The 19461-nt window shown below is 66.7% G+C and carries 17 protein-coding genes and 1 riboswitch; of the genes, 3 read left to right on the top strand and 14 right to left on the bottom strand.

Going from position 1 to position 19461, the window contains the following annotated elements; translation table 11 throughout:
* Positions 1 to 8: 8 nt before the first annotated feature.
* The 7 genes from IMX13_RS15790 to IMX13_RS15760 all read right to left on the bottom strand — a co-directional run bounded on the left by IMX13_RS15790 (position 9) and on the right by IMX13_RS15760 (position 5266).
* A complete protein-coding gene (locus IMX13_RS15790; RefSeq protein ID WP_193396714.1) occupies positions 9 to 350 on the bottom strand; it encodes a lipid-A-disaccharide synthase N-terminal domain-containing protein in 342 nt (113 codons plus the stop codon).
* Complete coding sequence (locus tag IMX13_RS15785; protein ID WP_193396713.1) at positions 350 to 1072, bottom strand: glycosyltransferase family 2 protein; 723 nt, start codon at positions 1070 to 1072, stop codon at positions 350 to 352. The genes IMX13_RS15790 and IMX13_RS15785 overlap by 1 nt, the downstream gene beginning before the upstream one ends.
* Positions 1073 to 1161: 89 nt before the next feature.
* Positions 1162 to 2127 (bottom strand): NAD-dependent epimerase/dehydratase family protein, encoded by a 966-nt coding sequence (locus IMX13_RS15780; RefSeq protein ID WP_180876449.1) that lies wholly within the window; start codon positions 2125 to 2127, stop codon positions 1162 to 1164.
* Positions 2128 to 2156: 29 nt separating this feature from the next.
* A complete protein-coding gene (locus IMX13_RS15775; RefSeq protein WP_065174254.1) occupies positions 2157 to 3080 on the bottom strand; it encodes a ParB/RepB/Spo0J family partition protein in 924 nt (307 codons plus the stop codon).
* Positions 3080 to 3877 carry a ParA family protein gene (locus tag IMX13_RS15770; protein WP_053517712.1) on the bottom strand — a complete coding sequence of 266 codons (798 nt, stop codon included), beginning with the start codon at positions 3875 to 3877 and terminating at the stop codon, positions 3080 to 3082. Before IMX13_RS15770 ends, IMX13_RS15775 begins: the two co-directional genes overlap by 1 nt.
* Positions 3878 to 3988: 111 nt before the next feature.
* The gene (gene rsmG, locus IMX13_RS15765; protein WP_053517711.1) at positions 3989 to 4627 is read right to left on the bottom strand and encodes a 16S rRNA (guanine(527)-N(7))-methyltransferase RsmG; all 639 of its coding nucleotides are present in this window, start codon (positions 4625 to 4627) and stop codon (positions 3989 to 3991) included.
* A gap of 39 nt (positions 4628 to 4666) precedes the next feature.
* Complete coding sequence (locus tag IMX13_RS15760) at positions 4667 to 5266, bottom strand: 4'-phosphopantetheinyl transferase superfamily protein (RefSeq protein WP_111187180.1); 600 nt, start codon at positions 5264 to 5266, stop codon at positions 4667 to 4669.
* A gap of 84 nt (positions 5267 to 5350) precedes the next feature.
* On the opposite strand from IMX13_RS15760, the gene IMX13_RS15755 reads away from it, so the two are divergent.
* Positions 5351 to 5602 carry a GlsB/YeaQ/YmgE family stress response membrane protein gene (locus tag IMX13_RS15755; protein ID WP_005411656.1) on the top strand — a complete coding sequence of 84 codons (252 nt, stop codon included), beginning with the start codon at positions 5351 to 5353 and terminating at the stop codon, positions 5600 to 5602.
* Positions 5603 to 5638: 36 nt separating this feature from the next.
* Here IMX13_RS15755 and xth read toward each other — a convergent pair whose 3' ends face one another.
* From xth to IMX13_RS15735, 4 genes are all read right to left on the bottom strand, one after another.
* Positions 5639 to 6406, bottom strand: coding sequence for an exodeoxyribonuclease III (gene xth, locus IMX13_RS15750; RefSeq protein ID WP_193396712.1), 768 nt, complete (start codon positions 6404 to 6406; stop codon positions 5639 to 5641).
* An 80-nt stretch (positions 6407 to 6486) separates the two neighbouring features.
* The gene (locus IMX13_RS15745) at positions 6487 to 7896 is read right to left on the bottom strand and encodes a coniferyl aldehyde dehydrogenase (protein ID WP_193396710.1); all 1410 of its coding nucleotides are present in this window, start codon (positions 7894 to 7896) and stop codon (positions 6487 to 6489) included.
* Positions 7897 to 8156: 260 nt separating this feature from the next.
* Positions 8157 to 9821 carry an MFS transporter gene (locus IMX13_RS15740; RefSeq protein ID WP_053517700.1) on the bottom strand — a complete coding sequence of 555 codons (1665 nt, stop codon included), beginning with the start codon at positions 9819 to 9821 and terminating at the stop codon, positions 8157 to 8159.
* Positions 9822 to 9915: 94 nt separating this feature from the next.
* Positions 9916 to 11337, bottom strand: a complete 1422-nt coding sequence (locus IMX13_RS15735) for a DcaP family trimeric outer membrane transporter (protein WP_053517699.1) — start codon at positions 11335 to 11337, stop codon at positions 9916 to 9918.
* A gap of 245 nt (positions 11338 to 11582) precedes the next feature.
* Between IMX13_RS15735 and acs the strand changes: the two genes are divergently transcribed.
* Both acs and IMX13_RS15725 read left to right on the top strand, forming a co-directional pair.
* Positions 11583 to 13526 carry an acetate--CoA ligase gene (gene acs, locus IMX13_RS15730; protein ID WP_065181408.1) on the top strand — a complete coding sequence of 648 codons (1944 nt, stop codon included), beginning with the start codon at positions 11583 to 11585 and terminating at the stop codon, positions 13524 to 13526.
* Between the two features lie 94 nt (positions 13527 to 13620).
* Positions 13621 to 14286, top strand: coding sequence for a response regulator transcription factor (locus IMX13_RS15725; protein WP_005411662.1), 666 nt, complete (start codon positions 13621 to 13623; stop codon positions 14284 to 14286).
* Between the two features lie 89 nt (positions 14287 to 14375).
* On the opposite strand, the gene IMX13_RS15720 is transcribed toward IMX13_RS15725, so the two are convergent.
* The 3 genes from IMX13_RS15720 to IMX13_RS15710 form a co-directional block, all read right to left on the bottom strand.
* Positions 14376 to 14831, bottom strand: a complete 456-nt coding sequence (locus IMX13_RS15720; RefSeq protein WP_193396709.1) for a transposase — start codon at positions 14829 to 14831, stop codon at positions 14376 to 14378.
* Between the two features lie 148 nt (positions 14832 to 14979).
* Positions 14980 to 15555, bottom strand: a complete 576-nt coding sequence (locus tag IMX13_RS15715) for a manganese efflux pump MntP family protein (protein ID WP_065174245.1) — start codon at positions 15553 to 15555, stop codon at positions 14980 to 14982.
* Positions 15556 to 15643: 88 nt separating this feature from the next.
* A riboswitch (yybP-ykoY riboswitch) is annotated at positions 15644 to 15733 on the bottom strand.
* Between the two features lie 138 nt (positions 15734 to 15871).
* Positions 15872 to 19330: a PAS domain-containing hybrid sensor histidine kinase/response regulator gene (locus IMX13_RS15710; RefSeq protein ID WP_053517694.1), complete on the bottom strand. Its 3459-nt coding sequence runs from the start codon at positions 19328 to 19330 to the stop codon at positions 15872 to 15874.
* Between the last annotated feature and the right edge of the window lie 131 nt (positions 19331 to 19461).

The raw sequence follows: 19461 nt of genomic DNA, 5'->3' as shown, positions 1-19461 counted from the left end.
GCGCTGCCTCAATGGCTGGCTCTGTCCCGCTTCCAGCCGCGATGGCGGATGTCCAGGTGCAGGCTGTACAGCGCGGTGAACGCCGGGAACAGGTTCTGCAGCACGCCTACCGAATCCTGCTTGGCCGAGAACAGGAAGTAGCTCAGCGTCATCAGGCTGCCGATCACGCTCATGTACCAGAACAGGCGCGGGATGACCGGCTTGCCGGCACGCCGGGAGGCGATGAACTGGACCAGCCAGCGGCCGCCGAACATCAGTGCGCCGGTATAGCCGATCAGCTTCCAGCCCGTCACATGCAGGCCGGTCCAGAACAACCAGGTCAGCGGCTGGTCGAGCCAGTGCAGCGCCATCATCGTTCTTCCACCGCGGTACGCCTGCTGCGGGTGATCAGCCAGGCAACGCCCCGCAGGTCGCGGATGCCGACCAGCGCACGGCCGAGGTTGTTGTACTTGGAGACGCCAGCGGTACGGTGACGATGGTTGACCGGCACGCTGGTGGTCTTCCAACCGGCACGCTGCATCAGCGCCGGCAGATAGCGGTGCATGTGGTCGAAATACGGCAGGTCGAGGAAGGCTTCGCGCTCGAACAGCTTGATGCCGCAGCCGGTGTCGGGCGTATCGTCGCGCAGCATGCGCGCCCGGATGCGGTTGGCCCAGCGACTGGCCCAGCGCTTGCTGCCGCTGTCCTGGCGGTTGACGCGCCAGCCGGCAAACAGCTTCACCTGCCCGTCGGCAGCATCGCGGGCCGCCAGCAGCTTGGGGATGTCGGCCGGATCGTTCTGGCCATCACCATCCAGGGTGGCGATCCACGGCGCACGGGCATGCTTGACACCGGTGCGCACCGCTGTGCTCTGCCCGCTCTGCTCGACGTGGTGCAGCACCCGCAGCTCCGGCGTGGTGGCTTTCAGGCCCTGCAGCACCGCCAGGCTGTCATCGCGGGAGTGATCGTCGACATAGACGATCTCGAACAGCAACCGGCCCCGCAGTGCCGCGACGATTTCGGCGATCAGGGGCGCGACATTGTCGCGCTCGTTGAATACGGGGACGACAACGGAAAGCTCGGGTTGGCTCATGGGTCACTCGGCCAAGAGGGGACAAAGACCGCGCATTCTCCGAAGCCGAGGTTATCCGAAGATGAATCCGGCTGTGTGAGGATTGCTCCTCAGGCGCGATCGCCGAAATACTCGCGGCACCACTGGACGACGGGCGGCAGCCCCTGCTCGATCGGGGTCACCGCATCGAAGCCGAATGCGTCATGTGCGCGGCGGGTGTCGGCCATCGTGCGGACCATGTCGCCCGGCTGCATCGGCTTGTAGACCTTCTGCGCAGGGCGGCCGGCGGCCTGCTCGATGACGCTGATGAAGCGCTCCAGCTCGACCGGCGTATGGTTGCCGAGGTTGAATACCCGATGCGGTACCGGACCGTCGGCCGGGTGCGCGAGCGCGCCGAGGATACCCGACACGATGTCGGAGACATGTGTGAAATCGCGCTGCATGCGCCCCTGGTTGAACACCTCGATCGGGCGCCCGGCCAGGACGGCACGAGAAAACAGCAGCGGCGCCATGTCCGGCCGTCCCCACGCGCCGTACACGGTGAAGAAGCGCAGGCCGGTGGCACGCAGGCCATACAGCTGCGCGTAGGTGTGCGCCATCAGCTCGTTGGCAGCCTTGGTGGCCGCGTACAGCGAGCGCGGCTGGTCCACGCGCTGGTCCTCGGAGAACGGCGGCGTGGCCGAATCGCCGTACACCGAACTGCTGGAGGCGTAGACCAGATGCTGCACGCCGCGGTGGCGGCACAGTTCCAGGATATTGACGAAGCCGACCAGGTTGCTGTCGACGTAGGCCTGCGGATTCTCCAGCGAATAGCGCACCCCGGCCTGCGCGGCCAGATGGATCACCGCGCTCGGCTGCAGTTCGTCGAACAGCGCGGCCAGGCCTTCACGGTCGGTCAGGTCAAGCGTGCGCAGATCCAGCGTGGGGCACAGCGCGGCCACGCGGTCCCGCTTGATCTGCGGGTCGTAGTAGTCGTTGAAGTTGTCCAGGCCCACCACCGGCTGGCCCGCCTCCAGCAGCGCGCGGGCGGTGTAGGCACCGATGAAGCCGGCAGCGCCGGTGAGCAGGATGGTCATTGCAGGTCTCTGTCCACGTGCCGAGCGACTCAGCCCTGGCGGGTCCGCAGCTTTTCCAGCACGCCGTCGAGGGTATCCAGATCGGTGTAGTGGATGATCAGCTTGCCCTTGCCGCCGCGGCCGTGGCTGATCGCCACCTTGGTCCCCAGCGACTCGGACAGTTCGGTTTCCAGCGAGGCGATGTCGGCCTGCTGCACCTTCGGCGCGGCCGCCGGGCGGTTGCTCGGCACCTTGCCGGCGGCGAAGGCCTGCGCGCGGCGCTCCACTTCACGCACCGACCAGCCTTCATCGGCCGCTTCCTGCGCCAGCTTGCCGGCCAGTTCCGGGGCCAGGGTCAGCAGCGCGCGGGCGTGGCCCATTTCCAGGCGGCGGGTTTCCAGCAGCAGGCGGATGGCCACCGGCAGTTCCAGCAGGCGCAGCAGGTTGGACACCGCCGCGCGCGAGCGGCCGACGGCCTCGGCCGCCTCGGCATGGGTCAGGGTGAACTCGCTGATCAGGCGCTGCAGCGCCTCGGCTTCTTCCAGCGGGTTGAGGTCTTCGCGCTGGATGTTCTCGATCAGCGCCATCGCGATGACGGTGCGGTCTTCCAGTTCGCGCACCACCACCGGCACTTCGTCCAGACCGGCCAGCTGCGAGGCGCGCCAGCGGCGTTCGCCGGCGACGATCTCGAAGTTGCCCGCCGGCAGCTGACGCACCAGGATCGGCTGGATCACGCCCTGCGACCGGATCGAGTCCGCCAGTTCGGACAGCTTGCCCTCGTCCATTTCGCGACGCGGCTGGTACTTGCCCGGCTGCAGCTGGCCGACCGGCAGCTTGCGCAGCACCTCACCCGGCAACGGTTCGATCACCGCGGTGGTGGCCTGCACCTGGCTGACCGCTCCCTTCGGACCGAGCAGCGCATCCAGGCCACGGCCGAGGCCTCGCTTCTTGGCTGCCGGCTTGCTGCTGGTCATCAGACGGTCTCCACGGCCTTGGTGGCCTTGTTGCGTTCGTTGTTGCGACGGATGATCTCGCCGGCCAGGCCCAGGTAAGCCACGCCACCGCGCGAGGCGCGGTCGTAGCCGACGATGCTCTGGCCGTGGCTGGGCGCTTCAGCCAGGCGCACGTTGCGCGGCACGATGGTACGGAACACGCGGTCGCCGAAGTGTTCGGTCAGTTCGGCCGATACGGCGTTGGCCAGGTTGTTGCGCACATCGAACATGGTACGCAGCACGCCCTCGATCTCCAGCGCCGGGTTCAGGCTGGCGCGCAGCGCCTCGATGGTTTCCACCAGCGCACTCAGGCCTTCCAGCGCGTAGTACTCGCACTGCATCGGCACGATCACCGAATCGGCGGCGGCCAGTGCGTTGAGCGTCAGCAGTGAAAGCGCCGGCGGGCAGTCGATCAGGATGTAGTCGTACTCGTCGCGGATCGGCGCCAGCGCGCGCTTCAGGCGCTGCTCGCGCTCGCCCTGCGCCATCAGCTGGATCTCCGCAGCGGTCAGGTCGATGTTGCCGGGCAGCAGGTCGTAGCCTTCCGCGGTCTGCACGCGCACGTCGGCGGCGGTGTTCTCGCCCAGCAGCAGGTCGCAGGTGGACGCCGCCAGCTCACGCTTGTCCACACCACTGCCCATGGTCGCGTTGCCCTGCGAATCCAGGTCGACCAACAGCACGCGCTTGGGTGCGTTGGCCAGGGAAGCGGCCAGGTTTACGGCGGTCGTGGTCTTGCCGACGCCACCCTTCTGGTTGGCGATGGCGATGATGCGGGCCATGCGGGTGTGCCTCGTCGACGGATGCTGGGACCGGTCATTATGCGTACAACCGGGCCCGGGCGGAAATCGTGGATCGCCAACCCCTTGTCGCGCAAAGGGTTGGCGGCGGGATCAGGGGCCTGTAACGGTGACCAGGTGGCGCTCGCCCGCCAGGCCGGGCACGCTCAACGGGGCCACGTCGCGCACCTGCCAGCCTGCCGGCAGTGCGGCGATCTCTTCATGCGGGTAGACGCCCTTCATCGCCAGCAGCACGCCGCCAGGACGCAGCAGGTGGCCACCGACGCGGATGATGCCGGCCAGCGTGTCCATCGCGCGGGCGGTCAACTGGTCGTAGTGGCCGGCCTCGTCCAGCGCTTCGGCGCGCGACTCAGCCACGCGGGCATTGCCCAGGCCGAGCTGGCGCACGGCCTCGCGCATGAAGCGGGCCTTCTTGCCGTTGCTCTCGACCAGGGTGACCTGCAGACCCGGGCAGGCGATCGCCAGCGGGATACCGGGCAGTCCAGGACCGGTACCGAGGTCGGCCAGGCGGCCATCGGCCACGAACGGCTGCATAGCCAGCGAATCGAGCAGGTGACGGGTGACCATCTCCTGCGGGTCGCGGATGGCGGTGAGGTTGTAGGTGCCGTTCCAGCGGTGCAGCAGGCCCAGGTAGCGCAGCAGCGGCGGCGCCAGTGCGGCGTCCAGGCCCATGCCGGCCAGGCCCTGCTCCAGCGTGGCGGTCACGCCGGCGGGGAGTTCGTGTTCGCTCATGCCGCCATTATCGCCCGTTTCCCGGGCTGATTCGCCGCTTCATTGCGGATACCAGGCCAATGCGGCGCGGAACTGGCCGCTGGCCTGCCATTCGTGCAGATGCCACTGCCGGGCATCACCCAGCGCAGGGTCGCACCAGCGCAGGTGCAGGGCGCCGTCGACACCTGGCGCCAGCTGCAGGCGATGCAGGCCGAACGAAATGCCCTGCCCGTGTGCCTTCAGCAGCGCCTCCTTGGCGCACCAGACACGGAAGAACCAGTGTTCGCGTTCCGTGGCGTCCAGGCCCTGCAGCCAGGCCACCTCTTGCGGATGGAAGAAGCGCTGCACGATCTCCAGCAGGCGTGGGCGCGGGCGCAGCAGTTCCAGGTCCACGCCAAGCCGTACACCTTCACCCAGCGCCACCAGCAGCACGTCGCCACTGTGACTCCAGCCCGTGCCGTGGTCGGCCAGCGCACCGGTCAGCTCGGGTCGGCCCTTGTCGTCGCGGACCAGCGGCAGTGCCTCCGGCGCGAGATCCAGCGCCTGTGCCAGCACCTGCCGGGCCTGCGGCTCACCGCGCTGGCCCGGCACATGTGGCCGCCGCCAGACCGTCACGGGCCCGAAGCGCCAGGGGCCATCCAGGGTGGCTGGCAAGCTCATCCGCACGCAACCGTCACGCGATTGCACGACGGGTTCACAGCCATGCGCGTCAACTGGTCACGGTTTTCCACCGGAGGTTCGATCATGGGCATCATCATCTGGCTGATCGTCGGCGGCATCGTGGGCTGGCTGGCAAGCATCATCATGAAGCGCGATGCGCAGCAGGGCATCATTCTCAACATCGTGGTCGGCATTGTCGGCGCGCTGATTTCCGGCTGGCTGTTCGGCGGCGGCATCAACGAAGCGATCACCATCCGCACCTTCCTGTTCTCGCTGATCGGTGCGGTGATCCTGCTGGCGATCGTCAACCTGTTCACCCGCAAGAGCATACGTTGATCCGACGGGCAGCGCCGGGCACGGCCCGGCGCTACCTCACCCCAACTGCACCCATGCCGGCGCGTGGTCGCTGGGGCGCTCCCAGGTACGTGGCTCGCGGTCGATGCCGGACGCCACGGCGCCGCCCTTGAGCGCATCGGAGACCAGGGTGAGGTCGATGCGCAGGCCCAGATTGCGGCGGAAGCCCGCCGCACGGTAATCCCACCAGCTGAACGTGCCGGCTTCCTCGTTGTGCAGCCGGAAACCGTCGTGCAGGCCCAGCTGCAGCAGCTTGTTCAGCGCGCCGCGCTCGGCGGTGGAGGTGAGGATGTGGTTCTCGTTCCACACCTCCGGATCATGCACGTCGCGGGCGTCCGGGGCGATGTTGAAGTCACCCAGCACGACCAGCTTCGGGTGCCGCTGCAGTTCCTCGCCGATCCAGGCGTGCACGGCCTCCAGCCAGCGCAGCTTGTACGCATACTTGTCGGTGCCGACGTCCTGGCCGTTGACCACATACAGGTTGATCACCCGCAGGTCGCCAAAGGTGCCGGCGATGACGCGCTTCTGCTCGTCCTCGAAACCCGGAATGCCGATCTGCACGTCCCGCGCCGGCTCGCGTGACAGCAGTGCCACGCCGTTGTAGGTCTTCTGGCCGGCGAATACGCTGCGGTAGCCGGCGCCGATCAACGCCGCATCCGGGAACTTGTGGTCCTCCAGCTTGGTTTCCTGGATGCCGACGATGTCCGGGCCGAACTCCTTGAGCCACTGCTCCAGGTGCGGCAGGCGGACGTTGAGCGAATTGACGTTCCACGAGGCGATCTTCATGGGGGCATTCTACCCGGGCCTGCTTTGGTAGGCGCCAACCTTGGTTAGCACCTACCAGCAGAGCCACGCCATGCGTGGCTTCACCGCAGAAGCACCTTCAACATCCCCGCAATCTTCGAATACGGCGGCCGCAGCCTGTCGCTGGCCGCCCAGCGCGACTGCCACAGCACCGGCAACCGCTTGCTCATCGCATCGAACCCGGCGCGGCCGTGGTACGCGCCCATGCCGCTGGCGCCCACCCCGCCGAACGGTAGGCCATCGGCGGCGAAGTGCAGCAGCGTGTCGTTGACCGTCACTCCCCCGGCCACCACGTTGGCGAGAATGCGCTCCACGGTGGCGCGGTCGTGGCTGAAGGGATACAGCGCCAGCGGCCGGTCGCGGGAGAGAACGTCGACCAGCGCCGCATCCAGATCCGGGTAGGCGCGCACCGGCAGGATCGGCCCGAAGATCTCCTCGCGCATCAGGTCCAGATCGTCCGGCGGGTCCAGTACCACGGTCGGTACCAGCAGGCGCTCGCGGCCGGCGCGAGCCTCATCCACGTGCGCGAGCGGAATCACCGGCACCCCGCGTTGCCGCGCCTGTGCCAGATAGCCCTGCAGGCGCTGGTACTGGCCTTCGTTGATGATGCGCGTGTAGTCGCCGGCCTCGCTGAAGTCACCATAGCGCTCGCGTACCTGCTGCTGCAGCGCCTGCACGAACTCGCGCTGACGCGCGCTATCGATCAGCACGTAATCCGGCGCGATGCAGGTCTGGCCCGCGTTGAACCACTTGCCGGTGGCCAGCCGTGCGGCGGCTTTGTCCAGCGGGAAATCACGGCAGACGATGGCCGGCGACTTGCCGCCCAGTTCCAGCGTGACCGGCACCAGATGTTCGGCCGCAGCCGCCATCACCTTGCGGCCCACGGCGGTGGAACCGGTGAACAACAGATGGTCCAGCGGCAAAGAGGAGACCGCTGCGGCTACGTCCGCCCCACCCTGCACCACCGCCACCCGATCGGGCGGGAACACACTGGCCAGCAGATCGGCCAGGAACGCGCTGGTGCGCGGGGTATGTTCGGACGGCTTCAGCAACACATGGTTGCCGGCAGCGATGGCGGTGGCCAGTGGCACCAATGCCAGCGTAACCGGGTAGTTCCACGGCGAGATCACCCCGACCACGCCCAACGGCGTCGGCCGCAGCTGCGCGCGCGCCGGCCACAACTTCCATCCCGCCGATGCCCGCTGCGGCTTCGACCAGCGCCGCAGGTGGCGCCGCAGGTGGTCGATGGCCGACAGCACGCTCATGCCATCGGCCAGTTTCGATTCAACGTGGGCGCGATGGCCGAAGTCCTCGGCGATGGCCTGGGCCATTTCATCCAGACGCGGCTTCAGCGCCTCGCGCAGGCGGCGCAGGTCGGCTTCGCGCTGGTCGAGCGACGGGCGCTGCGACTGCCAGGCGCTGCGCAGGGTGTGCAGGAGGTGGGGGAGGTCGGCTGGGACGGTGGTCGTCATGGGCCGACTATACGGGGTGCGGCACTGTCCGACGGAGTCAGATACCTTTCGCGCGCGAAAGAGATCTGACCCTGGGCGCGAGATGGCGGGTGGCTTCGGATGCTTTTCAACCACGATTACGGCATTGAACGCTGTCTTTTCGCGTCTGCGGAGTTTTGTGCCGCGCGCTGCGCGGTCGCCGAGCATGGCTCGGCGCTACAAGGCAACGAAAAGGCCGTGGTCTGCACCACGGCCTCTCCTTCATCCGGTGAACATCATTCCTACTTGGTGATATCCACGTCCTTGGTTTCACGCAGGAACAGGCCACCGATCACCACCGACATCAGCGCGATCGCGATCGGATACCACAGGCCGTAGTACAGATTGCCGGTACCGGCCACCAGCGCGAAGGAGATCGCCGGCAGGAAGCCACCGAACCAGCCGTTGCCGATGTGATACGGCAGCGACATCGAGGTGTAGCGGATGCGGGTCGGGAACAGCTCGACCAGGTAGGCGGCGATCGGGCCGTAGACCATGGTCACGTACAGCACCAGCAGCCACAGCATGAAGATCGTGCCCGCAATGTTGATGCGCGCGCTGTCCGCCTTGGCCGGGTAGCCGGCGGTGGTCAGGGCGGTCTTCAGTTCGGCACCGAACGCGTCGGCCTTGGCCTTGCCTTCGTCCTTGCTCAGTCCCGCCGCTTCATACGAGGTGACGCTGGCGCTGCCGACGTTGACGATCGCCAGCGAACCCGCCGCTGCCGGCTGCACGTCGTACGGCACGCCCGCCTTGGTCAACGCGGCGGTGGCCACGTCACAGGAGCTGGTGAACTTGCGCAGGCCGACCGGATCGAACTGGAACGAGCAGGTGGACGGATCGGCCACGACCAGGGCCGGCGAGCTGCTGCGGGCCTCTTCGATGGCCGGGTTGGCGAAGTGGGTCAGGCCCTTGAAGATCGGGATGTAAGTCACGGCAGCCAGCAGGCAGCCGGCGAGGATGATCTTCTTGCGGCCGATACGGTCGGACAGCCAGCCGAAGAAGATGAAGAACGGCACACCCAGCGCCAGTGCGGCTGCGATCAGCAGGTAGGAGGTGGTGGCGTCGACCTTCAGCATGCTGCTGAGGAAGAACAGCGCATAGAACTGGCCGCCGTACCAGACCACGGCCTGGCCGGCCGCTGCGCCGAGCAGGACCAGCAGCATCAGCTTCAGGTTGCCGCCCTTCAGGCTGTCACGGAACGGCGTCTTGGAGCCCTTGCCTTCCGACTTCATCTGCTGGAACAGCGGCGACTCACTCAGCTGCAGGCGGATCCACACCGAGATGCCCAGCAGCACGATGGACACCAGGAACGGAATGCGCCAGCCCCAGGCTTCGAATGCTTCATTGCCCAGGAAGTAGCGGCAGGCCAGGATGATCAGCAGCGACATGAACAGGCCCAGCGTGGCGGTGCACTGGATGAAGCTGGTGTACAGGCCACGCTTGTCGTCCGGGGCATGCTCGGCCACGTAGGTCGCCGCGCCGCCGTATTCGCCACCCATCGCCAGGCCCTGGGCCAGACGCAGGATGATCAGGATCACCGGCGCGGCAAAGCCGATCGAAGCGTAGTTGGGCAGCACACCGACCAGGAAGGTCGAGATGCCCATGATCAGGATGGTGACCAGGAAGGTGTACTTGCGGCCGATGCGGTCGCCGAGGCTGCCGAAGAAGGCCGCGCCGAACGGACGCACGAAGAAGCCGGCGGCGAACGCCAGCAGGGCGAAGATCATGCCCGTGGTTTCATTGACACCGCTGAAGAACTGCTTGGCGATGATGGCGGCGAGCGAGCCGTACAGGAAGAAGTCATACCACTCGAAGACCGTACCCAGGCTCGAAGCGAAGATGACTTTCTTGTGGCCCTTGGTTAGGGTGCCCGCGGGATTGTGCGCGGTGCTGGGTGTGCTGGACATGAGACGCTTCCCCTCCGAAGCAATCGTTGTTGGTAGGTGCCGACGGTGGGTCGGCACTCAGTATCGGTAGCGGCCGACCTGGGTCGGCGCGCCGTCAGAAGCTGTACTTCGTGGTGAACTGCAGCCGGGTGATGTCACCCTTGTTGCCGTTCTCGATCTCGCGGCGGCCATACATCAGCTCGGCGCCGACATCGACCTTGGGCAGCGGTGAGTAGAAGATGTTGCCGCGGATGCTCTGCACGCTCTTGGTGACCAGCGGGCCCAGCACGCTGTCGTTGTCGTAGTCGCTGCGCGCATAGATCAGGTTGGTGCGCAGCTTCGGCGAGAACGCATGGCGCCAGCCCACGTAGCCGGCCAGAACGCCGGTCGGATTGAGCTCGTCGCGGGCGATGTCATAGGCCGAGTCGGCGGTGATGCCCAGGCCGATGTAACGCGCGATGCCCTCGCCTCCGGTGAACTGGTAGTGCAGCGAATCGCTGTCGCCCATCACCCACTTGCCGCCCAGGGTCAGGCCGCCGGCAACCTTGTCGGCCTTGGCGCCGGTGGTCTGGTTGTCGACCTTCAGCTGGCGGACGATGCCGCCGACGCCGAAGGTGCCCCAGTCGCCCTTCCAGCCGTAACGCATCGTCAGATCCGGCAGGCTGCCGCGATCGGAGTTGGCGCTGGCGTTGGTCCAGGCGCCGGTGACCGGATTGCGGGTACCGGTAAGCGTGGTGGTTTCCGGGTTTTCCAGGGCAACGCTGAAGCCGCCGCTGGTGTAACGCACCTGTGCCTGGCGTACGAAGATCACACCGTCGGTCGGGCCGACGAAGTCGACCGCTTCCGGCAATGCGGCCGCGTCCATGAAGTTGGACCAGGTCTGGCCGGCGAGCCAGTTGTTCCAGTACATGTAGGCATGGCGCAGGGTGACACCGTAGGTGTTGGTGGCGGTCTGGTTGCCGAGCGAGTTGCCGAAGAAGTCCATCTCGAAGAACGCGCCGGCCTTGTTGCCGGACTCGCTCACGTTGTCGATGCCCAGGTTGAAGCGCGAGAACTTTGCGTGGGCGTTGTAGTCGGTGCCCGAACGCCTGCCGTTTCCGCCGGCGCCTTCCACCGGGGTCTGGCCCGGCAGATACAGCGAACGGCCGGTGGCATCGTCGGCCAGCTGGCCGTCACTGGTCTGGGTCGCCAGGAAGTCAGCCTTGATGAAGCCACCGATCTTGACCGTGGTACCCGGTGCGGCACCCGGAGTGATGGTGGTGACCTGGATCGGCTGCTTGCCGGCCGGCACCGCCGGCTTCTGCTCGGACTGCACGGTGCGGACTTCGGTCACCGCCTGCTGGGTCTGGGCGATCTGGGTCTGCTGCTGTTGCTGCGAAGACAGCAGCAGCTGGACCTGGCGCTCCAGTTCGGCGACGCGTGATTCGAGTGCTTTTTCTTTGGCGGTCTCTGCGAACGCCATGCCCGGTGCGACCAGGGCGACCAGCAGGCAGGCCGCCAAAGGTGTGCGCACGGCTTTCAACGTACGGTGGCTCATGTTGCCCTCTCTCCCAAGTGGCAAGGTGATGCCGCGCGTGGGGCACGGTCGAGCCGAGACTGCGGGGCACATGCGCGCACCGGCTATTCGCCATTGGTCGAAGCCGGGCCCGCAGGGCGCCCACTTTCGACCATGGTCTAAGCACAGTGGTGACGCGGCCGGGGGTGGATGGGGCAAACTGAGGGGGATCGGTCGTTGCGATGCTGCGACCGCACATACAAAGTCAACGTGCAAGTGAGGGTGCCATGGCTGATATCTACCCCGTCGATCCGCAGTTCGCCGCCAAGGCACGCATCGACAAGACGTCCTACCAACAGCAGTACCAGGCTTCTGTGACCGACCCGGAGGGTTTCTGGGGCAAGGCCGCCGAGCGCCTGCAATGGATGCGCACGCCGACGAAGATCAAGAACGTCAGCTACGACCTGGCCGACTTCCACATCAAGTGGTTCGAGGACGGCGAGCTCAACGCCAGCGTCAACTGCCTTGACCGCCAGCTGGACAGCCGTGGCGACAAGACCGCCCTGCTGTTCGAGCCGGACAGCCCGGACGCACCGGCCCAGCACGTGACCTATCGCGAGCTGTACGAGCGCACCTGCCGGCTCGGCAATGCGCTGCGCAACCTGGGCGTCGGCAAGGGGGACCGGGTCACCATCTACCTGCCGATGATCGTCGATGCTGCCGTGGCCATGCTGGCCTGCGCGCGCATCGGTGCGATCCACTCGGTGGTGTTCGGTGGCTTCGCGCCGAACTCGATCGCCGATCGTGTCAGCGACTGCCAGAGCAAGCTCATCATCACCGCCGACGAGGGCCTGCGCGGTGGCCGCAAGGTTCCGCTGAAGGCCAACGTCGATGCAGCGCTGAAACTGCCGGGCACCAACACCGTGGAGACCGTGCTGGTGGTGCGCCACACCGGCGGCGCGGTGGACATGCAGGCCCCGCGCGACCGCTGGTTCCATGACGTCGTGGACAGCCAGCCCTCCACCTGCGAGCCGGAGCGCATGAATGCCGAGGATCCGCTGTTCATCCTCTACACGTCCGGTTCCACCGGCAAGCCGAAGGGCGTGCTCCACACCACCGGCGGTTATCTGCTGTACGCGGCATACACCCACGAAGCGGTGTTCGACCTGCGCGAGGACGACATCTACTGGTGCACCGCCGACGTCGGCTGGGTCACCGGCCACAGCTACATCGTGTACGGCCCGCTGGCCAACGGCGCGACCTCGCTGATGTTCGAGGGCGTGCCGAACTACCCGGACACCTCGCGTTTCTGGAACGTCATCGACAAGCACAAGGTGTCGATCTTCTACACCGCCCCGACCGCCATCCGTGCACTGATGCGCGAAGGCGAGGAGCCGGTGAAGAAGACCTCGCGCGCCTCGCTGCGCCTGCTCGGCAGCGTCGGCGAGCCGATCAATCCCGAGGCCTGGCGCTGGTACTACGAGGTGGTCGGCGACAGCCGCTGCCCGATCGTCGATACCTGGTGGCAGACCGAGACCGGCGGCATCCTGATTTCGCCGCTGGCCGGTGCGATGGACCTCAAGCCGGGGTCGGCCACCCTGCCCTTCTTCGGCGTACAGCCGGCGCTGGTGAATGCCGATGGCGAGATCCAGGACGGCCCGACCGAAGGCAATCTGATCATCCGTGATTCCTGGCCGGGCCAGATGCGCACGGTGTACGGCGACCACCAGCGCTTCATCGACACCTATTTCCGCACGTATCCGGGCAGCTACTTCACCGGCGACGGTTGCCGCCGCGACGAAGACGGCTACTACTGGATCACCGGCCGCGTGGACGATGTGATCAACGTGTCCGGCCACCGCATCGGCACCGCCGAGGTCGAAAGCGCGCTGGTCTCGCACCCGAAGGTGGCAGAAGCCGCCGTCGTCGGCTTCCCGCACGACGTGAAGGGCCAGGGCATCTATGCCTACGTCACCCTGGTGGCCGAGGAAGCGCCGAGCGAAGAGCTGCACAAGGAGCTGATCGCATGGGTGCGCAAGGAAATCGGGCCGATCGCCACCCCGGACCACCTTCAGTGGGCACCGGGCCTGCCGAAGACCCGCTCGGGCAAGATCATGCGCCGCATCCTGCGCAAGATTGCTGAAAACGCGCCGGACCAGCTCGGCGACACCTCGACCCTGGCCGATCCGTCGGTGGTGGCGTCACTGGTGGACGAACGCAAGGTACGCTGACGTACGACCCGGGGTCGGACCCCTTTCCGCAGGGAAAGGGCTCTGACCCCAGGGGCCTGGCCCCCGAACAGTTTCCCCACGGTTCCCCCCGACCATGACCACCCTCCTGATTGCAGATGACCACCCGCTGTTCCGCGAAGCCCTGCGTGGGGCCGTACAGCGGGTCATCCCCGGCGTGCAGCTGTTCGAGGCTGACAGCGTGGAAGCGCTGTATGCGCTTGCCGACCAGCACAACGATGCCGACCTGGTCCTGATGGACCTCAACATGCCGGGTGCACAGGGTTTCAACGCACTGGTGCACATGCGCTCGCTGCATCCTCACCTGCCGGTGGTGGTCGTCTCCGCGCGGGAGGAGGCCACGGTGATGCGCCGTGCGCTCGATCACGGTGCGCTGGGCTTCATTCCCAAGTCCGCCGACTCGGACACCATCGGTCATGCGCTGGGCACCATCCTCGACGGCGAGACGTGGGCCCCGCCGGAGGCACACAACGTGCCACCCACCGAGCGCGAGGAACGCGAGGTCGGCCAGCGCCTGCGCGAGCTGACGCCGCAGCAGTTCCGCGTGCTGCAGATGCTGGGCGCCGGCCGCCTGAACAAGCAGATCGCCTACGACCTCAACGTCTCCGAGGCAACCATCAAGGCACATGTGACCGCGATCCTGCGCAAGCTGGGCGTGACCAACCGCACCCAGGCGGTGCTGATGGCCGGCAAGCTGGCCATCGACGACGACGCGATCGTGCTGCCGCCGGAAGAAGACTGATCGCGGCGTACTGCGGTGCCGTGCACGGGGTCTCGTGAGGCCCTCGTAGAGCCGAGCCCATGCTCGGCTGCTCTTCGCCTCAATGCCAATCATGCCTCAAGCGGCCATCGACTCCAGGCATAGGGGTACTCCGCGATACGGGTAGCCAACCCTGCACGCACGGGATTGGCCGCAATGTATCTCGCCTGCGTGTGCAGGCATTCATCACTGCGCAACGCATGGTCGTAGTACCCCGGCTGCCAGATCGGTACGTTCGCATCAACGCGCGTGGCGATGGATCTTCCACTCCTGGACTTCAGGATCTGCATGCAGCCGGCCAGCGTGCCGGTACGCAACTCCATCAGCCAATGCAGGTGGTCGGGCATGATCACCCAGCCCAGGGAGAAGGTACGACCGGTCCGCTCTACCGTGCGCAGGGCTTCGATCAGCAGCTCAACGTTGGCCTTGTCTATGAACCAGGGACGACGCGCATGCGTTACCGTGGTAAGCGCATAGGCATTGCCGGTATGCGACCAACGACCATAACGAAGTGCGGGACTGGCCATGCGAAGAGGCTATGGCACGCATGACAGCCTCTCCATCAGTGCAACACCGCAATGCCTGTCAGCCAACACCCTGACGTAGAGCCGAGCCCATGCTCGGCTGCTTCATACGCCCGCCGAGCACGGGCTCGGCTCTACAGGTAGCCCCTGCTCAGCCCACGCCGCGCAGGTGTTCGTACAGGATCGTCGCGCCGATGATCACCAGGATCGCGCCGCCAATGATCTCGGCACGCTTGCCAACCATGCTGCCCAGCACGCGGCCGAGCATGATGCCGACGGTGACCATTGTGAGCGTGCACAGGCCGATGACCGCCGCCATCACGCCGATATGGACATCCATGAACGCCAAGCCGATACCCACCGCCATCGCATCGATGCTGGTGGCGAAACCCGTCAGCGCCAGCTTCCAGAAGCCGTGGTGCTGCGAAGGGTCTTCATCTTCTTCACCATCATCCGTACGCAGGCCGTTGTAGATCATGTGGATGCCCAGCGCGCCGAGCAGGCCGAAGGCGATCCAATGGTCGAAGGCTTCGACGTACTGCAGGGCGGCGCGGCCGAGCAGCCAGCCGATGATGGGCGTGATCGCCTCGATGACGCCGAAGATGATGCCGGCACGCAGTGCATCGCGGAACACCGGCTTGCGCATCGCTGCACCCTTGCCGATCGCCGCGGCGAAGGCATCGGTGGACATGGCAAAGCCGATCAGGAGGATCGAAATGGGGGACATGTGTGGCTGCTGAGGTCGGGCTAGGACGGACGCACGGCCTGCGCTCGCGCCCAACCTGACGTTGCGCGCGCGGGCCGCTGGTCTCGCCAACCATCATGGTTGTCCACGCCACGGCGCACTGGCCGAGTATGTTGACGTGGACGATTCCTGCGTAGGAATCCGGCTACTCCCCAAGGGGACGCGAAGCTTAGCATCGCGATTCGCGTGTGGCACATTTCTGGTGAAACGCGCAGGCAGGGCTGGTTTGTATAGCGATGGCTATATCAGCACCGCACTGCGCGCGGAGCCGAGCATAGGCTCGGCTCTACAGTTGCCATCAGGCTTCGTTGCTGCCGGCGTCGCGCAGCGCGCCGAGGAAGGCGCGCAGCGAGGCCGGCTTGATCGGCTTGGTCAGCACCCGATAACCCCGCTCGCGCGCCATCCGCTTCAGCTCATCGCGACCATCGGCAGTGAGCAGGGCACCGGGCAGCGGATATCCCGCCGCCTCGCGCAGTGCCACCAGCGCGTCCAGGCCATCCATGCGGTCATGCAGGTGGTAATCCACCAGCATCACCTGCGGGCGCTCGGCGATCTTCTCCAGCGCCTGATCGACGGTGGCGGCGGTGATCACCTGTACCTGCCAGCGACCCAGCAGCGCACGCATGCCGTCGAGGATTTCCTCGTCATTGTCCACGCACAGCACGCGCAGGCCGGCCAGCGAATCGCTGCGCACCGGCGTGGCGGCCACCTGGACCGCCGTGGCAGGCTCGGTGTAGCCCGGCAGAGGCGCCACGCGCGGCAGGATGATCGAGAACATCGACCCGCTGCCGACGCGGCTGCGTGCGTTGAGCCGATGGTCCAGCAGGCGCGAGATGCGCTGGCAGATCGACAGGCCCAGACCCAGGCCCTGCTCGCCCCAGTCGAAGGGCTGCTGGTAGCGATGGAACTCATCGAAGATCTGCCGCATGTGATGCTCCGGGATGCCGGGGCCGGTATCCCACACCTGCAGTTCCACTTCCTCGCCCCGATGGCGCACGGCCAGCACGATGCGGCCCTGCCGTGTATAGCGCAGCGCGTTGGCCAGGAAGTTCTGCAGCACACGCCGCAGCAGGCGCCGGTCGCTGCGCACCCATGCCGGGCGCGCGAACAGATCCAGGCGCAGGCCACGGCCGGCGGCAACCGGCGTGTACTGCGCGGCCAGCTCGCGCATCAGCGCGCTGACGTCGAACTCGCCGATGACTGGATGCAACCCACCTGCATCCAGCCGCGATACGTCCAGCAGGCCATCCAGCAGTTCCTCGGCCGCACGCAGCGAGGCATCCACGCGCTCGGCCAGATGCTTCTGCTCATCGCTCACATGGACGCTGTCACGCAGCGCCGAAGCAAACAGGCGCGCGGCATTGAGCGGCTGCAGCACGTCATGGCTGATCGCGGCCAGGAAGCGGGTCTTCGACTGCTGGGCGGCTTCAGCTTCGTGGGAGCGCTCGGCGACGCGCTGTTCCAGCGTTTCGTTGGCTTCCAGCAGCGCCTTCTCAGCGTGCTTGTAATCGGTGATGTCGTTGTAGCTGGTCACATAGCCGCCGCCAGGCAAGGCCTGGCCACGCATCTCGATCACCTTGCCGTCGCTGCGCGTGCGCTCGAACACGTGCGGTGAACCGGCGCGCATGTAGCCGATGCGGCGGTTGATCTGCACCTCGATGTCGCCCTCGCCCAGCTCGCCCCGTTCGGCGTTGTAGCGGATCAGGTCGGCCACCGGGCGGCCCACGTACAGCATGCCGTCGGGGTAGCCGAACATGTCCTGGTAGCGGCGGTTCCACGCCGTCAGGCGCATGTCCGGATCGACCACGCTGACACCTGCACTGATGTTTTCCAGCGTGGTGGACAGGATCTCGCGGTTGAAGCGCAGTTCCTGCCCGGCTTCGTCCAGCACCGCTACCACCTCACCCAGGTCCATGCCGGAGCCGCGCAGCAGGCTGGTCAGGAGCAGGCGCGCGGAGGCGGCACCGATCGACGCGGCCAGCAGGCGCTCGGTGAACTGCACCCAGGGCCGGTCGGCCGGCGCGGAAGACTGCAGTTCGCGGCCCAGCGACTGCGCCTGCTCGAAGAACGAACGCCGCGCATGACGCTCGCCCACCACGCGCGAGGCCAGCGCCAGCAGGTCGCCCACATGCACGTGGCCGGGCCAACCGCCGGCGACCGAGGGGCGCTCGGCGTACGGATCGAGGAAGGGCGCAGCACGCAGTCGCTCGTCCACCCCCGGCCGCCAGCGTGCGGACACCAGCATCATCGTTGCTGCATTGACCAGCAACGACCAGAAGGTACCGTGGGTCAGCGGATCCCAGCCGGTCATGCCGAACAGCTGCTGCGGGCGCAGCCATTCGATGCCGAACGGGCCCTGCTGGACCCAGCCGGCGTCGACCCATCCCGCCATGGTCATCGCCGGCAGCAACAGGGTATAGAGCCAGGTGGCGAAGCCGAGCAGCATGCCGGTTTCCACGCCGCGGCGGCTGGCGCCACGCCAATACAGGCCGCCAATCAGGCCCGGTGCGAACTGCGCTACCGCGGCGAACGCCATCAGGCCGTAGGACGCCAGGGTGCTGTCGTTGCTGCTGCTGCGGTAGTAGCTGTACGCCATCAACGCGAGCAGCAGGATCGCCAGGCGGCGGATCCACAGCACGCGTGAAGCCACGTCGGCTGCTTCCTGGTGATCGCCACTGCGGCGCAGCAGCACCGGCATCACCAGATCATTGCTGACCATGGTGGCCAGCGCGATGGATGAGACGATGACCATGCCGGTGGCGGCAGAGAAGCCCCCCACATAGGCGACCAGCGCCAGCGCGTTGCGGCCCTCGGCCAGCGGCAGCGCCAGCACCATCGCATCGTCGGCGACGCTGCCGCCGGTGCCGAACAATGTGACGCCCGCGGTGGCGATGGGCAGCACCATCGCCGAGATCAGCACCAGGTAACCACCGAACATCCAGCGTGCACGGCGCACGTCGCGTACATCGCCACATTCGACCACCGCGACATGGAACTGGCGCGGCAGGCAGACGATGGCGAGGAAACTGAGCAGGGTCTGCGAAATGAATCCCACCGGCGGCAATCCGGTGAACAGCGTATGCACCGACTCGACCACCGCATCGGTGCGGTCGGTCAGCCACACATAGGCGAATACGCCAACGGCGAGCATCGCCAGCAGCTTGATCACCGATTCCAGCGCGATCGCCAGCATCATGCCGTGGTGATGCTCGGTGGCATCCACCTGGCGCGTGCCGAACAGCGTGGCGAACAGGGCCATCAGCAGGGCGACATACAGTGCGGGATCGCTGAAGAAGCCGGTCGGGCCGGTGTTGCCGGTCAGCACCTGCAGGCTCATCGCCACCGCTTTGTACTGCAGGGCCAGGTAGGGAACGATGCCGATCAGGGCGATGATCGCCACCAGCGCGGCCAGGCGCCGCGAGCGGCCGAAGCGCGAGGAGATGAAATCGGCGATGGACACCACGTTCTGGCTGCGGGCGATCAGGGCCAGGCGCTCGATGATGCGCCAGCCGAACAGCAGCAGCAGCAGCGGCCCGATGTAGATCGGCAGGTAGCCGATACCGTTGCGCACGGCGGTGCCCACCGCGCCATAGAAGGTCCAGGACGAGCAGTACACGGCCAGCGCCAGACTGTAGACCACCGGCCGCAGCCAGGGCCGGTCCGGGTACATCGGCCGACGGTCGCCCCACCATGCCACGCCGAACAGCAGTGCGGCATAGGCAACCGAGACCAGCAGCAGGATCCAGCTGGAGACCACGCGCGCGTTTCCGTCAGAGGAACCCGCAGTGTAGGCCAGAGGCGGCCAGACGTACGGGCTCGTTGGGGGCAACACCCCCCCCACCGGCGTGGGGGGCCTACGCGGTGCGGGCCACGACCGGGGTCGTGGCC

This window comes from Stenotrophomonas sp. B2, from assembly GCF_014947095.1.
Lineage (GTDB): Bacteria > Pseudomonadota > Gammaproteobacteria > Xanthomonadales > Xanthomonadaceae > Stenotrophomonas > Stenotrophomonas maltophilia_P.
Note: the sequence above shows the minus strand (reverse complement) of the source record. Positions and strands in the feature narration are given on the sequence as shown.